The 16,106-nt window shown below is 32.4% G+C and carries 14 protein-coding genes and 1 riboswitch; of the genes, 5 read left to right on the top strand and 9 right to left on the bottom strand.

Annotation, left to right across the window (positions count from 1 at the left end):
* Positions 1 to 302: 302 nt before the first annotated feature.
* From bsdE14_RS20610 to bsdE14_RS20600, 3 genes are all read right to left on the bottom strand, one after another.
* Positions 303 to 2,030, bottom strand: coding sequence for an ABC transporter ATP-binding protein (locus bsdE14_RS20610; protein ID WP_264851895.1), 1,728 nt, complete (start codon positions 2,028 to 2,030; stop codon positions 303 to 305).
* Between the two features lie 44 nt (positions 2,031 to 2,074).
* Positions 2,075 to 2,542, bottom strand: coding sequence for a MarR family winged helix-turn-helix transcriptional regulator (locus bsdE14_RS20605; RefSeq protein ID WP_264851894.1), 468 nt, complete (start codon positions 2,540 to 2,542; stop codon positions 2,075 to 2,077).
* Between the two features lie 250 nt (positions 2,543 to 2,792).
* Positions 2,793 to 4,163: a radical SAM/SPASM domain-containing protein gene (locus bsdE14_RS20600; protein WP_264851893.1), complete on the bottom strand. Its 1,371-nt coding sequence runs from the start codon at positions 4,161 to 4,163 to the stop codon at positions 2,793 to 2,795.
* 206 nt (positions 4,164 to 4,369) lie between these two features.
* On the opposite strand from bsdE14_RS20600, the gene bsdE14_RS20595 reads away from it, so the two are divergent.
* Complete coding sequence (locus tag bsdE14_RS20595; RefSeq protein WP_264851892.1) at positions 4,370 to 5,410, top strand: hypothetical protein; 1,041 nt, start codon at positions 4,370 to 4,372, stop codon at positions 5,408 to 5,410.
* 14 nt (positions 5,411 to 5,424) lie between these two features.
* Here the strand turns inward: bsdE14_RS20595 and bsdE14_RS20590 are convergent, their stop codons facing one another.
* From bsdE14_RS20590 to amrA, 3 genes are all read right to left on the bottom strand, one after another.
* Positions 5,425 to 5,976, bottom strand: coding sequence for a TetR/AcrR family transcriptional regulator C-terminal domain-containing protein (locus bsdE14_RS20590; protein ID WP_264851891.1), 552 nt, complete (start codon positions 5,974 to 5,976; stop codon positions 5,425 to 5,427).
* A 75-nt stretch (positions 5,977 to 6,051) separates the two neighbouring features.
* Positions 6,052 to 6,151, bottom strand: a riboswitch (NiCo riboswitch).
* 84 nt (positions 6,152 to 6,235) lie between these two features.
* Positions 6,236 to 7,222 (bottom strand): AmmeMemoRadiSam system radical SAM enzyme, encoded by a 987-nt coding sequence (amrS, locus tag bsdE14_RS20585; protein WP_264851890.1) that lies wholly within the window; start codon positions 7,220 to 7,222, stop codon positions 6,236 to 6,238.
* A gap of 3 nt (positions 7,223 to 7,225) precedes the next feature.
* A complete protein-coding gene (gene amrA / locus bsdE14_RS20580; protein WP_264851889.1) occupies positions 7,226 to 8,635 on the bottom strand; it encodes an AmmeMemoRadiSam system protein A in 1,410 nt (469 codons plus the stop codon).
* Positions 8,636 to 8,783: 148 nt separating this feature from the next.
* On the opposite strand from amrA, the gene bsdE14_RS20575 reads away from it, so the two are divergent.
* Positions 8,784 to 9,659 (top strand): PHP domain-containing protein, encoded by an 876-nt coding sequence (locus bsdE14_RS20575; protein WP_264851888.1) that lies wholly within the window; start codon positions 8,784 to 8,786, stop codon positions 9,657 to 9,659.
* Between the two features lie 70 nt (positions 9,660 to 9,729).
* On the opposite strand, the gene bsdE14_RS20570 is transcribed toward bsdE14_RS20575, so the two are convergent.
* Together bsdE14_RS20570 and bsdE14_RS20565 are read right to left on the bottom strand one after the other, a co-directional pair.
* Positions 9,730 to 10,311: a flavodoxin family protein gene (locus bsdE14_RS20570; RefSeq protein ID WP_264851887.1), complete on the bottom strand. Its 582-nt coding sequence runs from the start codon at positions 10,309 to 10,311 to the stop codon at positions 9,730 to 9,732.
* A 42-nt stretch (positions 10,312 to 10,353) separates the two neighbouring features.
* Positions 10,354 to 11,772, bottom strand: coding sequence for a sensor histidine kinase (locus bsdE14_RS20565; protein WP_264851885.1), 1,419 nt, complete (start codon positions 11,770 to 11,772; stop codon positions 10,354 to 10,356).
* Positions 11,773 to 12,113: 341 nt separating this feature from the next.
* Here bsdE14_RS20565 and bsdE14_RS20560 point away from each other — a divergent pair, with 341 nt between their 5' ends.
* The 3 genes from bsdE14_RS20560 to bsdE14_RS20550 all read left to right on the top strand — a co-directional run bounded on the left by bsdE14_RS20560 (position 12,114) and on the right by bsdE14_RS20550 (position 14,832).
* Complete coding sequence (locus bsdE14_RS20560; RefSeq protein WP_264851884.1) at positions 12,114 to 13,154, top strand: ABC transporter substrate-binding protein; 1,041 nt, start codon at positions 12,114 to 12,116, stop codon at positions 13,152 to 13,154.
* Between the two features lie 117 nt (positions 13,155 to 13,271).
* The gene (locus bsdE14_RS20555; RefSeq protein WP_264851882.1) at positions 13,272 to 14,054 is read left to right on the top strand and encodes an ABC transporter ATP-binding protein; all 783 of its coding nucleotides are present in this window, start codon (positions 13,272 to 13,274) and stop codon (positions 14,052 to 14,054) included.
* On the top strand, positions 14,038 to 14,832 hold the full coding sequence (locus bsdE14_RS20550; protein WP_264851881.1) for an ABC transporter permease: 795 nt from the start codon (positions 14,038 to 14,040) through the stop codon (positions 14,830 to 14,832). Before bsdE14_RS20555 ends, bsdE14_RS20550 begins: the two co-directional genes overlap by 17 nt.
* 88 nt (positions 14,833 to 14,920) lie before the next feature.
* On the opposite strand, the gene bsdE14_RS20545 is transcribed toward bsdE14_RS20550, so the two are convergent.
* Positions 14,921 to 15,817, bottom strand: a complete 897-nt coding sequence (locus tag bsdE14_RS20545; RefSeq protein WP_264851880.1) for a hypothetical protein — start codon at positions 15,815 to 15,817, stop codon at positions 14,921 to 14,923.
* Between the last annotated feature and the right edge of the window lie 289 nt (positions 15,818 to 16,106).

Below are 16,106 nucleotides of genomic sequence, written 5' to 3'. Positions count from 1 at the left end.
TTTATCTTTCATTTGATCGACTGCTTGATTTTGACCCTTTGCCATTTCCGATAGCATCTTACGGGCCATGTAAGCATTCTGTAATTTATTCATTGCCTTACTTGTTATTTTAGGAGCTGCTATTGTAAATGAAGTACTTGCAATTGCAAATATTAAAACAACAATCAAATTAGTTCTATGAGGCTTTAAATAACGAATAAGTCTTCTAAATGTACCCTTAAAATCCTTAGCTTTTTCTACAGGTCTTCCAAATCCGCCACCCATAGGTCCGCCTCTTCTGCCTCTATTTTGTCTGTTTTCACTCATGCTATCTCCTCCTCTGAAAGCTGTGAAGATACAATTTCACGGTATACATCACAGGTCTGAAGCAATTCCTTATGGGTTCCTATTCCAACAACCTTTCCTTCATCTAAAACTATAATTCTGTTAGCATCCATTACTGTACCAACTCTTTGAGCAACTATAATTACGGTTGATTCTTGAGTTTCATCTTTAAGTGCAGCTCTAAGCTTAGAATCAGTTTTAAAATCAAGTGCTGAGAAACTATCATCAAAAACATAAATCTCAGGTTTTCTAACTAGTGCACGAGCAATGGAAAGGCGCTGCTTTTGACCACCAGATACATTAGTACCACCTTGAGCGATTTCATGGCCATAGCTTCCATCCATGCTTTCTATAAAGTCAGCCGCTTGAGCAATCTCAGCAGCGTGCCTTATTTCTTCATCAGTAGCTTCCTTGCTGCCAAATTTGATATTCTCTGCTATGGTTCCTGAGAATAAAATAGCCTTTTGTGGCACAAAACCAATTTTGCCTCTAAGTTCTTCTTGAGTCATATCTCTAACATCAATACCGTCGATTAGGATACTTCCACTATCTATGTCATAAAATCTAGGAATTAAGTTTACTAGTGTAGACTTACCAGAACCGGTACTCCCTATTATTGCAGTTACCTCACCAGGTTTGGCTGCAAAAGTTATATTTCTTAACGCCGGTTCTTCTGCTCCATGGTAACTAAATGTTACATCTTTAAATTCTACATAACCTTTTCCTGTAAATGAGTCCTTTGTTTCTTCAGTATCTCTTATTTCAGGTATTGTATCTAAAACTTCATTTATTCTCACTGCTGCAGCTTGAGCACGAGGAACCATAATGAACATCATTGCAAGCATCAGCATTGAGAACATAATCTGCATAGCATACTGAGTAAATGCAGCCAGAGCACCTAAATCCATACTTCCTTCACTTATACGTATTCCACCAAACCATAAAATAGATAATGAAGTAAAATTCATTATAAGCATTATAGAAGGCATCATAAATGCCATAATTCTATTAACTTTAATATAGTTTCCAGTAAGGTCAACATTTGCCTCATCAAAACGCTTTTTTTCCTTTTCTACAGTATTAAAGGCACGTATAACTCTAATTCCTGTAAGTTTTTCACGAAGAACAAGATTAATCCTATCTATTTTTACCTGTACTAATTTGAAAAGAGGCATCATTTTTGATGCTATAAATGCTACAACACCAGCTAGTAAAGGAATTGCTACTGCCAATACCCAGGTAAGCGGTTTATCCTCTCTCATTGCCATGTAAATTCCACCAGCTGCCATGATTGGTGCACTTATCATCATACGCATTATCATTACAGTAACCATTTGAATCTGATTAATATCATTTGTTGTTCTTGTAATAAGTGTTGCTGTTCCTAACTTATCAAACTCATGTAATGAGTAACTTTCAACTCTTTTAAAAACCTTACTTCTTATAATTGTCCCAAGTCCTACTGAAGTGTTGGCTGATAAAAAACTGGCTATTACTGAACAAATAACGCCTCCTCCAGCAACTAAAAGCATTATTCCTCCAATGTGGAGTATCTTGCTGGTATCCCCATTCATAACGCCCTCATTTATTATACGTGACATCAAAGTTGGAAGATAAAGATCTCCAAGTGACTGCAGAGCCACAAAAACAAATACGCCTATTACTGCAGCTGTATACGGCTTCAAAAATCTAAATAATTTAATCACAAATAATCGTCTCCTTGCCTATTATTTTAATTGTGCCTGATTACTTATTCTCTCTGTCTTTCTACTACATTTCTTAAAGCTTCCATACCTTCAAGTATTTTATCCAGTTCTTCTGGGGTAGCCTTATTTATCATTTGCTCAATCATTTTATTAATTTCTACAAACTGCTTTTTAGATTGTGCCTTAAAATCTTCAGTGATGTTAACATAAACAACTCGCCTATCTTCCTTACTTCTCATTCTTTCAACTAGGCCTTGTTTTTCAAGCCTATCCAAAATTCCAGAAACCGTACTATTTGACAATCCAAGTTTCTCACTTAAATCACTAACCTTCATTTCACCATGATGAAACAAAGTTCCTATAAGCATTCCTTGAGGACCTGTAAGATTCATTTCTTTAAAGTGACACCCTATTTCATGTTTTATATTGGCCGTCACTTTTTTCATTAATTGAACTATGGCAACTACTTTATTTACTTCTTCCACAGAATTTTCACCTTCTTCTAAAATCATTAATAACAAAGTATTTCGCATACATATATTTCGTACACGAAATATATTACAGAATTCTTTTTATTATGTCAACATACTTTCTAAACATATAACGTTTACATTTGAAATATTTTTATTCATCCTATATATAAACTTACATCTAATATTTTTCATGGTAATTTCATACAAAAACTTATGCAAAGCTATTTCACAAACAAAAAACCTCGACACTTCAGTCGAGGTTTCTACTATTATTAAATTATCTCTTATATTATTGACAATTACATTTTTCACATTGATGTGAACACTCCCATAGTTTATCAGCAACTGGCTGCCAGTTTTCTGCGGCACCTTTGCATTTTTTTGATAACTCACGTACATCTTCTGGATTTTGCATATCAGTAGATTTTGCTCCTGATTTTTCAACCATATCAGTGAGTCGTCCAGGGTTATCTAATAATGGACATGGACGAAGGTGATTTTCATTAAATGGTTGATTGTCATGATACTGCATAAATAATGGTGATTTGTAGGCTTCAAGTAATGTCTTGTTATGAATATTTGAATCAGAATAATGTATAAAGGCACAAGGCTCAATGTCTCCGTTAGCATTTATATGCAGATAGCATCGTCCCCCTGCAATACAGCCATCTATATATTCTCCATCATTCCAGAAATCCATTGTAAATATTGGCTTGGTAGCCCTAAATTCACGAATTTGATGGTACATAAATTCACGTTGCTGAGCAGTTGCCATAAGTTCTGGAACAGCATCTTTTCCTACTGGCATATAAGTAAAGAACCATGCAAATTTTGCACCCTTGTCAATCATATCATCAAAGTATTTTTCACTGCCAATTATTTCAACATTTTTACTAGTATAGCAGCAGGATATACCAAATGGCAATTTTTTATTTTTTAGGATTTCCATTGCCTTCATAACTGCTTCATAAGTTCCATTACCACGACGATAATCTGTTTCATTTTCAAAGCCTTCTACACTGATAGCTGGAACAAAATTTTTTACTCTTAGCATTTCGTTTGCAAAATCTTCATCAATTAAAGTTGCATTTGTAAAAGCAAGAAATGCACAATCATTGTGCTTTTCGCAAAGCTTTATTATATCCTTCTTGCGAACTAGTGGTTCACCACCTGAGTAAATATACATATAGGTACCTAGTTTCTTGCCCTGTTCTATTATATTATCAAGTGTTTCAATACTCAAGTTTAACTTATTACCATACTCTGCAGCCCAGCATCCGGTGCATTTTAGATTACAAGCAGAGGTTGGGTCCATAAGTATTGCCCAAGGTACATTACAGTTATTCTCCTCTCTAGCTTTTTTCTGTCTTTTGCCTCCCAATATTGTTGCATTTATAATAAAATTTTCAAATAATTTTTTACGCACATTATCTTCTACATCTGTCCAAAGGCTTTTTGTGAGCTTATACCAATTGCTATCTTTATCAGAAAGAACGCTCTTAATAGTATTTAGTTGACTTTCTACAACATCATCAGTATCAAATCGCTCTACCCAATCCATAACTTTTGGAATATTATTATCTGGATCCGAATCTAAAAATGCCAAAACTTTTTTAAGTCCAAAACTCTGAAGATTATCAGTTATATTCTTAGTATTCATTATAATCCCCCTAACACCTAATATTTCTGTTTCCTCAATTGTATACAATTTATTTCCAAACTTCATTAGACAAAATTAAAACATGTCAAAAATCACGACAATTACAAAAGTTGTCTAAAATTTCAACATTTCATAGATTTGTCTATTTTCTTATTATCTATTAGGGAATATTATAAGTGTATAATAATGGAAGGAGAAAACATCTGATGGAAAGAAAAAATAAAATAACATATACCATGATTGAAACCGCCATAGACAAAGGTATACGAGATATAAAAGATAATTCAAACCGTGGAATTCGTAACTTGGTTGACTTAGGTACTCATTTTTCTACAGGTCCATTTCAAAAAGAATTTTTTATCATGGCACAACAGATGTTGAATAATGACAACAGTCCTTATTATAAACTTGTAAATCAAATATTTCAAAATACAGATTCTTGTATTCTTAAGCGTTTTGGTATCAATCTAGGTTATAACAGTTGGATTTATGGTGCAGAAAAAATAAAAAAATCCAAGAAGAATAATGGATATAATGTCCCTTGGGCTTTAATTTTTGATTTTATACATAATACTAAGGATATTCTTTCTATAAAAGAAATAGAAACCATTTTAATAAGCGGAGAACTTATGGGCATTTATTGCGGTATGTTTTTTGTAAATATAAATAAAGAACAGTTAAATTCACTGCTCAATATGCTTAAACTTCATAAGAACAGCAGCTATTTTATTTTTTTTAAACCTGACTTGCTTACGGATGGAATTGCAAAGGTACTGATTAATGCTGGAAATATTGTACCTATGTTAGCTATGGATATCCAAAACTATATAATTTGTAGAAATGCAGCAGATATCTTAATTAAGAACAAATGCCTATATGGTATTTACAATATGTGTAGCGACTTCAATTTTGAATATTTAATTAGCGACGAATATCTAAAACAAGTTGAATTTCTACATTGTGCTTTTGCTTTTTATATTAAACATGGTCTAAATGAAACTGAAAATAAAGAGCGCTTTTCAAAGTTTATACAAACATCAAAAAGCGCAATTAAATACCCATTTTTTATTTTCGATTTTTATGAAGATTATGCGGCTATTTCTCGAATGATCTCAACAAAAGAAGGTTTCATGGCAATTAAAAGTAATGGATCCATAGAATTTTCATTAGAAGATACATTAGATAAAGGTATAAACCTCAGAACACAATCACTAAATAGCATTTTGAAAAACTATACCAAGGATTAATTACTCCTAAACTATTATTCTGCTTTCTCAGAATCTTTAACCAACTTATAGATAACATCAGTGGATGCAATCTTCAATAGTTCTGCAAACTTTTTGGGTGGCATTTTAGCACCTTCAAGCAGCCATCTAGTTATTGAAACCCGAATAGCATCAGCAAAGAAAGTTGCATAAAAGTCATGGTTAGGATCATCTTTAATAATTTCCTCAAGCTGTGAATGTATTATTGGGTGCAAAACCTCAACAAAATAATCGGAAAAGGAGTTTTGTCCTGTTACTTTTAAAGCATTACTATAAAAGTTACGGTTTTCATAAAAAAAAACGCATATTTCTTCTGTTAATTCTCCTGGTGGCTTATCCAAAGAGCTTTTGATACTTTCAATGAATTCAGTATAAAAAATCCAATTCACTAAATCATACTTGTCCTTAAAATGGTAGTAGAAGCTCTGCCTATTCATACCACATTGTTCAACGATATCACTAATTTTAATTTTTTCCATTGGATACTTGTCCATAAGTTTTTTCATAGCTGCAGACAGTGCATTTTTAGTTAGATGTGATTCAGGCATACACTCCCCTCCCTCAATATTACTTTCAAAAACTATTATTATTAAATTCTATAAAAAAATATCTGTGGAACAAATCACTGTCCCACAGATGTGTTAAACCTCATCTGTTGTCGTTCTGTAACGACCCAGCCCTATGACCTACAACTAGGTTCATTGCCTGCTCAGTTTAAAAAGTAATTTAAAATCAATTATTATAATTATAATATCTGCTTTCAATTCATGTCAAGATATTCCATTTGTCCATAAACTACTTTTTTCATCATATTATTATATTAATCTTTTCCCCACAGGAATAACATCTATTATCTTTAATATTAACTTCTGTATTGTAGCCAGTTCTCTTTATAAGTGTAGCATTACAATTTGGACAGTAAGTATTGTTTTCTATCCCGCCAACGTTACCAATATATACATAGTTTAAGTATTTCTTAGCCGCTTCCTTTGCTAAAAGCATTTTTTCTACTTTTGTTTCCTCATTTTTCATCATGTATCTAGGAAAATACCTGCTTAAATGCAGAGGCATATCCTTATTAACACTGGCAATAAATTGTGCTATTTCATGAACTTCCTCCAAAGAATCATTTTCATCACTTACAAGCAAAGTTGTTATTTCAACATGACAGTGATCATTACATCTTTTTATTGTTTCTAGTACTGGCTCTAACTTAGCACCGCATACCTTTTTATAATACTTATTGGTATAACCTTTCAAATCAATGTTCATAGCATCAACATAAGGCAGAAGCTTCATAAGAGGTTCTTCATTTATATAACCGTTAGTCACAACGACTATTGATGTATCTTTATTGTGCTCTTTAATTTTCTTAGCCGCCTCATACATATATTCATACCACATCATTGGCTCATTATAAGTGAAAGCAATCCCTACATTATTTTCTATGTTAGGAATTATATTTGTTAATTCTTCTATACTTGTAAACTGAGTTGTTGGTCTACCCTGAGATATCTCATAGTTTTGACAAAAGCTGCAGGTCATATTGCAGCCAAAGCTTCCAAGAGATAATATATCTTTTGAAGGTTTAAAGTGATATAAAGGCTTTTTCTCTAAAGGATCTACTGCTAAAGATGTAACTTCCCCATAATTAATAGCAACAGGTTCTCCGTTTTTAACTGTTCGAACTCTACATATTCCATACTTTCCTTCATCTATTAAACAATTATGTGGACAAACTCTACACCTAACCGTATCCTCTAATCTTTCATAAAATAAAATTTTTGAATCCAAATTCTATTCACCTTCTTTATACCTTACAACTTCAAACTTTTCTATTTCATAATCCTCATTGTCATCAATTCCAGCCTTGCTGCAGGCAATACTTAACTGTTCCTCCACAGTATTTACTCCTTCAATATCTGGCAATAAAAGCCCTCTCCTATAACCCTTTGTAACTATAACACCGTATATCTTTGGGTTTAATTCTTCTCTGCTAGCTTTGACTGCATCCATAAGAACATCTACAGATATGTCTATATCCTCTAATTCATCTTCCTTCACAGTTTCGAATCTTGGATCATTTAAAGCTGCTTCTATGGCATTTTTTATTATCTCTTCACCCACTGAATTAGTAGTTGGTGCAATGGTTCCTATACATCCTCTAAGTGAACCAAACTTTTTTAAGGATACAAAAACCCCATGCTTTTCTTTTAGAAGCTCATTAGGTAAATTAGTTATATCTTTCATTCTTCCGCCATGACTAAAATAGAAATATAAACTTTCCCTAGCAAGTTTTGTATAAGGATTCCCAGAATCAAGCTTTTTCTTAGTTTTTTCTTTCTTTAATTTTATTAATAAATTTAAAGCACTACTGTCTTCTTCTCCTCTTTTAAACTTCATTACTCCATAGCCCACACCAAAAGTTCCTTCATAGGACAAAAGGTCCCCTTTAAAATTTTTTCCTTCCATAGCCCCTATGAGAATGTAAACTGAATTTAACCCACACTGTGCAGCTTCTTCTACCATAGTTTTATTCATATTAAATAATGAACTTACATCTCCATTATGGAGAAATTCTAAGAACTGTGCATCAAATTTTTCTCCATAAGGTGAATAGGAATATGGTCCTTCCTCCTTTAACTTGTGAGAAAGATCTCCACTTGCTATTATTACTATCTTTCTACCTAGCTTCTCAGCAGTCTTCCTTAAATTCATTCCAAATCTATATAAATTCATCTCTCCAAGTAAGGAATAGGTTATATGAACTATTTTATATTCATTGTAGTGCCTATTTACAAAATATAGTGGAACAATAGCTCCGTGATCTAATTGAAATTTGTAATCGTATTTCTTTAACAAAGCTGAACCTACTGTAGCCGTGGATATTCCATCTAATTGACAAATATGATTTAAATTTTCATTAAACTCCCTGTCCATAGCAAAGTCCATTTTTACACTGCTAACTCCAAAATTTCTTAAATCTCCAGTAATTCTCTCTTCATCTGAAATTGCTATTGCATCTGAGAACATGGCTCCATGAGGCGTTATAATTACTATAGTCTCTGGTTTAAGGTTAGCTATTTCTAACCCAATCTCATTACATGCATTGAAAGTTCTATCTATCTTTTTTTCTTCACCTTTTCCTACCTCAGGAATTACTATTGGTGGATGGGGCATTAGATAATAACCTAAAATATTTTTCATTCTATAATCTCCTTATATATATCTTTATTTTCAATAGTATTATTGGATTTTACTATAGTTATTATGTAGCCTCCAGGAAATCCTATTGCTAGACTTTATAAATTTAGCTACAATAAAATATGTAACAACAAAAAGGAGCTGTATTATTATGATAGATTTACATATACATACCACTACCTCAGATGGTTCAGATGAACCAATGGATATTCTTATAAAGGCTCAACAATTAGGATTAGAGTATATTTCTATTACAGACCATGATTCCATAAGTGCTTATAAAAAGCTAAATGATATTAATATTGATAACTATTTTAAAGGAAAACTTATTCATGGCTGTGAATTTTCTGCTGTTCACAATGGAAAGCCAATAGAAATTTTAGGCTATGGCTTGGATTTTGAGGTTATTAGTTCAACGGGGTTAGTTTCAGATGAAAGGTTTTATGAAAGAGAAAATAATTATCTTAGAAAAATGAAGGAAGTATGCCGAAATCTTAACTTAAAATATACTGAAAATTTATCAATTGATGGTAAGTACTTTGCTACACAGATAATGCATGCTGATCTTAGAAAATATCCTGAGAATGAAAAATATTTTACTAAAGAAATATGGGAAAGTCTAAATGCATTTTACAGAACCTGCGTGAATAATAAAGAAAGCCCATTTTTCCTTGATCAGATGAAGGATTATCTAACAGTACAGGAAGCTGCTGCTCTCATAAAAAAAGCAGGTGGTAAATCCTTTCTAGCACATCTTTATGGATATATAGTAGATGATCATGATGAATTTCTAAGTTCAATAATTTCACTAAATGCACTAGATGGTATCGAATGCTATCATTCTCTCCATTCCATTGACAAAACAAAGTATCTGCTTAACTATTGTTGTGAGCACAATCTATACTCCTCAGGTGGAAGTGATTATCATGGAAAGCTTAAGCCAAATGTTAAAATGGGAGAAAGTGTGCATGGCACGAAAATACCTAACGATATATTATTAACTTGGTTTCCAAGTATTAGTAATTAGGATAAATGTTTAATATTAACCCCTCGGTTTTTCCGAGGGGTTCTAGTTTAGTTAAGTCATTACAGCTCTTTTAAGCATCAGTATCGTTTTCAAGTAACTTTCTGGCAAAAACTCTTGCTCCATTCATTGCCTTCTCAGTTTGAAATGATGCTATATTTTCCTCATCTCGAACAGAATACATACCCATATATTCTAAATTAGAATGTTGGCATAATCTCCTAATACCAGTTTCAAAAGGACCCGCACCATATTCTGCATCATATCCATGTGTAGCTACTATTGCTATCTTTTTACCTTTCCATAGCGAACCTTTAGCACTGCCATAAAACTTATTGAGCCCATAATGTCTATCAAGTAAAGCCTTCATAGGTGCTGTGCAATACCATGAATATATAGGAGTTGCCAAAACAACGCAATCACAGTCAACTATTTTTTCTATTATTTCTGCTGTATCATCTTGCTGTACACAACCATATTCACCACTAACATCCTGGCAAGCATAGCAGCCCTTACAGGGTAAAATGTTTTTTGTAGCTAAAGATATGTAAGTAATCTCAGCTTTTTTATCTTCAAGCTCAGCTATAAAAGGCTTTAATAATTCAGCTGTATTTCCTTTTAACCTAGGACTTCCCATCAAAACACAAAATTTCAATTGTATTATCCCCTCTCAAAATCATTCTCATAATTCATCTAATTATAAATATACATCAGAAAATTCCATATTAACTTTTTCCTCATTATCATTTAAGCTGCTATCTTCTTGATTATCCGTATTGGATTCATTCTCAATATTATTAACTGGCATTTTGATTATGAAATCACTGCCCTTACCCAATTGACTTTTTGCAGTAACTTCACCGCCATGCATTTCAGTAAAGGATTTTACAATAGACAAACCTATCCCGCTGCCTTCAGTATTTCTTGTTAATGAACCATCAACTTGTGTAAAAGTATCAAATATTTTTTCAAGCATATCCTCTGGAATTCCAATGCCGCTATCCTTTACTGAAATAAGTATATAATCATTTTTATCACATATACTTACAATTACACTTCCTCCTGCTTCGGTAAACTTAATTGCATTTGATAATAAATTCAGCATAATTCTTTCAATTTTCTCTGAATCACAGGAGATTATTTTTTCTTCAACATCAGTATCAAAAACTATACTAATATTTTTTAAGCTTGCATGTTCAACAACTGACAAAGTTATATTTTCAATTACCTCGATTATATTACTATTTTTTAAATTTAAACTTGAAAACCCAAGTTCAATTTTGTTCATATCTACTATGTTATTTATGAGTCTAGTCAATCTGTAGCAGTTCTGCTTCATTATATTGGAGTATTTTAAAAACATTCCAGTTTCAGGAACTAAGGAACTTGCTTTATAACAGCTTTCTAATAGCTGTAAGGAACTAAAAATAATATTAAGTGGAGTTTTTAATTCATGAGATAATATTGAAAATTGTTGAGTCATTAATTCGTTAGCCCTTTTTGATTCCTCTAGTAATAGATTTGTTCTTGATACTTCATTCTCTAGTAATTTAGAACTATTTTTGAGCTTTAATTCTTCGTAGCCTATTTTAGAAAGTGAATTTGCATATATATATAAAAGTTCTGCCGCAGCTCTAATATTTTTTTCTGTGGTTATTTTAATTTTTTTTACAGAATCAACAAGCTTATCCTCATTCACCTGTATTTCTCTTGCTACTTTTCTATAAGTTGCTTCATCAGGTATTTTTGTTAATACTTGTCCACCTAATATAGTACCAATCTGATGCCCATTTATTAAAATTGGTGCAGCAAAATCAATTAATCCCGCATGACAAGTATATATATATGGTTTCCCCGTTTGAACAGCTATTTCCCCAGCCTTTTTATGGCACTCAGCACATCTGCTATCTCCAATAGGAGTTGAATGAACATAATCAATGCAAAAACTTGTATAAGAACTTGGGCTAGTTAAAGGACTTCCATTTCTATCTACTGTAATGCTTGCTATATCCATGCTTTCTGCAAAATTGTCCTGGAAGGTCTGAAGCAAATTAATGTTTATAACGTCCTTCATATTCAGTGATTCTATGTCTATATCACAATTTCTAACTATCATAGAATTTGCACCTCTCAAGAATCATATTTTTTTACTAACTATTCGACATATGCTAAACAAAACCCTTCATGTTTTACTAATTATTTGGTAAAATGGTCGAATTTACAATTTGCTTGTAGAATCCACATTAAACAGATCACATTCTATTAATAACATTATTTTTTCTATTTATTCATAATATCTTGTATAGTAGTTTAGAATTATTTTTCTTCCATCCAATTAGATGTTCTCAGATTATAATTAATTATTGCCTTATTGATATGCGTAAACAAAATGCCCCGTGGCACTTTTAGTATGAACATCATAATATGAATTAATATTAATTAATTATGGAGGTTCATATGAAAAGAAAATTTTCAGTTGTCTCAATTTTATTCCTTGTTTTCTTACTTATTTCTACTACTCTAGCTGGCTGTGGAAACAAAACCCCTTCTTCTCAAAGTAAAACTACTACTACAAAGGTAAGGTTAAACGAAGTTACTCGTTCAGTATTCTACGCTCCTTTCTACGCCGCAATGAATCAAGGTTTTTTTAAGGAAGAAGGTCTTGAAATCGACCTAACTACTGGGCAGGGTGCAGATAAAACTATGCAGGAAGTTATGAGTGGCAATGCCGATATAGGATTTTGCGGTCCTGAACAGACAATCTATATTAATGTGCAAAAGAGAGATGACTATCCTATTTTGTTTGCTCAATTAACTCAAACCGATGGATCATTCCTTGTATCAAGAAAGTCAGAAACAAACTTTAGCTGGGAAAGTCTTGAAGGTAAAACTATCCTCGGAGGAAGACCTGGTGGAGTACCAGAAATGGCACTTGAATATGCTCTAAAAAAGCATGGTCTGGTCAATGAAAAGAACATCAAAATAATAACTAATGTTGCTTTTGCAGCAGCTCCAGGAGCCTTTAAGGGAGGAACAGGTGACTATGCAGCTTTGTTTGAGCCATCTGGAAGTATGCTTGAAAAGGATAAATCTGGCTATATTGTTGCTTCTGTAGGTAAGGAAGTTGGAACTATGCCTTATACCTGTTACTTTACGACTAAATCATACTTAGATAAGCATTCAGATGTTATTGAAAAATTTACAAGAGCCATATACAAAGGGCAGCTTTGGGTAGACAGCCATAGTGATGCTGAAGTAGCTGGACAAATCAAATCCTTCTTTCCTGGAACCGATGTTGACATTTTAACAAACGTAACTAAAAACTACAGAGCAATTAATGCATTTGCACATGATCCAATATTAAAAGAAGAAAATTTGAATATACTTGAGAACCTTATAGAAGGTTATAACAAGACTTTAATTCCTGAAAGGCCAGCTTTTAGTAAGATTGTAAATACAAGTATTGCTACAAAAGTGGTTAATGAAACTAAGAAATAATTAAGTTCAGCCGGCTATGCCATAATTTTCTGGGTATAACCGGCTGTGACTTTTTAACATTATTAGCCTCTTTACATATACTGAAATATAGTTATTACATTTAAAGGAGATGATTTTATGAATAATAGCAATAAAGTTGAAATTAAACATATATATATGAATTATCACTCCTTAAAGGGAGAAACCGAAGCGCTTAAAGATATAAACTTTTCTTTATATGAAGGAGAATTTGTAAGTATAGTTGGTCCATCAGGTTGTGGCAAATCAACTCTATTAAATATTATCTGCGGCTTATTAAAACCTTCCAGCGGTGAAATATACCTAGATGGTGAAAAGATGGAAGATATGTCTACTAAAATAGGTTATATGTTTCAAAGAGATCAACTTTTTGAATGGCTCAATGTACTTGAAAATGTGAAACTAGGTTTAAAAATTCAGCATAAAATGAATGCAGATTCCTTAGAGCTTATTGAAGAATTATTAAAAAGATATAATCTATGGAATTTTAGAAACCACCACCCCAGTGAACTTTCAGGAGGCATGAGGCAAAGAGTTGCTCTAATCAGGACATTGGCGTTAAAACCTGAGCTTTTACTTTTGGACGAACCCTTTTCTGCATTGGATTATCAAACCAGGCTTAATGTTAGTGATGAAATATCCGGAATAATTAAAAGTCAAAGAAAAACGGTGATTATGGTTACTCATGATATATCAGAAGCTATTTCAATGAGTGATAGAGTCATTATTCTTTCTAAAAGACCTGCTGGAATAAAAAATATCATTGATGTAAATTTCAAAGCTGAAAGCAATACCCCACTAAAAAGAAGAGATGATGAGAATTTTAGATGTTATTTCAATAAAATATGGAAGGAGCTTGATTTGAATGATGAAGGAAAGTGAAGAACAGAGAAGATATTTAAAAAGTGTAAAAAAGAAAAATCATGAAATTACCTTTGTACGTATTTTTATATTAGTTGCATTCTTTGTGCTCTGGGAAGTAGCTGGAGATTTTAAATGGATTGATCCATTTTTAACTAGTACCCCCTCAAGAATGTGGAAATCACTTGTCATGCTGCATGCTGAAGGTAATTTATTTAATAATATATTTATAACTTGTTTTGAAACCATTGTAGGCTTTATCACAGGTACAATATTAGGTACATTTATTGCTATTCTCCTGTGGTGGTCAGATTTTGCTTCTAAGGTATCAGATCCTTACCTTGTTGTTTTAAATGCACTGCCTAAAGTTGCTCTTGCTCCAATAATCATATTCTGGGTAGGTAATGGCCTGAAGGCAATTATCATAGTTGCTTTGTTAATTTCAATAGTTGTAACAATAATAGATATTCTTAACGGTTTTAAATCTGTAGATGAAGACAAGATTAAACTCCTAAAGACCTTTGGAGCCTCAAAGCTTCAAACATTAAATCATCTAATCATACCTGCATCACTCCCAACTATAATATCTACATTAAAAATAAATGTAGGACTTTCCTGGGTGGGAGTAATAATGGGTGAATTTTTAGTTGCAAAGGAAGGACTTGGATTCTTAATCATTTTTGGTGGCCAAATAGCTCAGTTAGATATGGTTATGCTAAGTATTGTAATTCTGGCTGCAATTGCTTTTCTTATGTATAAAGGAGTAGCTCTACTGGAAAAACGCTTTAAGACATGGTGATATTAAATAATTCCTCTCATTATATATAGACAATAAACTATATATATAATGAGAGGAATTTTTATGAATTAAAATATATAACTTATACTTAGAAGGATTTATAATTTGCGATTGGCCCAACCCTCCCAATATATAGCTGATTTCTATTTACAGTGCCTTTGAAGGTTCCTTGTGGATTATCACTAAAGTATTCCTCCTTATAGGCAATTCCGTTTGTGGACTCTTGAGTTGACCAGTACCTAAAGCCTACTATATCGCCATTATCATTCTTTAACCAATTGATAAATACGGCAGCATGTCCTGATTTTGTTCTGCTAAAATCAATAAAGTCTCCTGCTTTGGCATCTTCCAATCTATTGATTTGAGATCCAAGACCATATTTAGAAATTGCACCAGCAAGTTGGTCCCCAGTTGACTTAGGGGTTCCTTTTGCATTATACCAGGTCAACATAAAATCATTCATATTATTTATAGTCATGTTATTAAAATTGTCTGGTGCTATTCCTGCTTCCTTGTTTCTCTCTTCCATTGCCTTAAAAAAAACTTCATAAGTCAATCCTACACAGTGACTTGATTTACTCCCATCCGGGTTAGCTTTTGCAATAAGAGAACCTTTATAAATAATATTTTCAGTTACCCCGTTATAATGGCTATAATCGCTATTTAAAAGATAAGGGTATTTTCTTCCCTCATAGGAATGAATAACCTTCAGTACATAATTGTTTAATTCTGATTTTACTGCTACAACTTGTGATTTATCTTTTGAAATATCAGCATTAACTTGAACAGTAGAAGCATTCTCATTAGAATTATCAGCTGGCAAAGCTTTTGGAACAGGGATATTAACCTTATCTGATGCAGTGCTATCAGATTTTGAATCTGACGTAACTTTTGAGGGAACTTGTCCCACTGATAAAAAGAAAATCCCTGCTATAAGAGCACTTATTACTACACTATACTTAGTTAATCTAGTTTTAGAAAGCATATGCATGTCTCCTTATGGGTTAATGAAAATATATATTTAATTTTAAGTTATTGTACAAGCATTTTCAACAAAAAACGACATATACCTTTATATACCTGTAATACACAATTAAACCACCGCATAATTAACCAAGTTTATCACATTATTTAATATACCAATTTTTATCAACTCTAAAGTTCATATCACAATTAGAAACTTAAAAGTGGTCAAGTCTGTTTAAGCATAATATCGAAAAGATACTACAACATATATTTAAAGAATAATAAAATCATTAGATGAAAATAATATA

Source organism: Clostridium omnivorum, from assembly GCF_026012015.1.
Taxonomy (GTDB): Bacteria; Bacillota; Clostridia; order Clostridiales; family Clostridiaceae; genus Clostridium_AX; species Clostridium_AX omnivorum.
The sequence above is the reverse complement of the archived record's forward strand: the minus strand, read 5'-3'. Positions and strand labels throughout refer to the sequence as shown.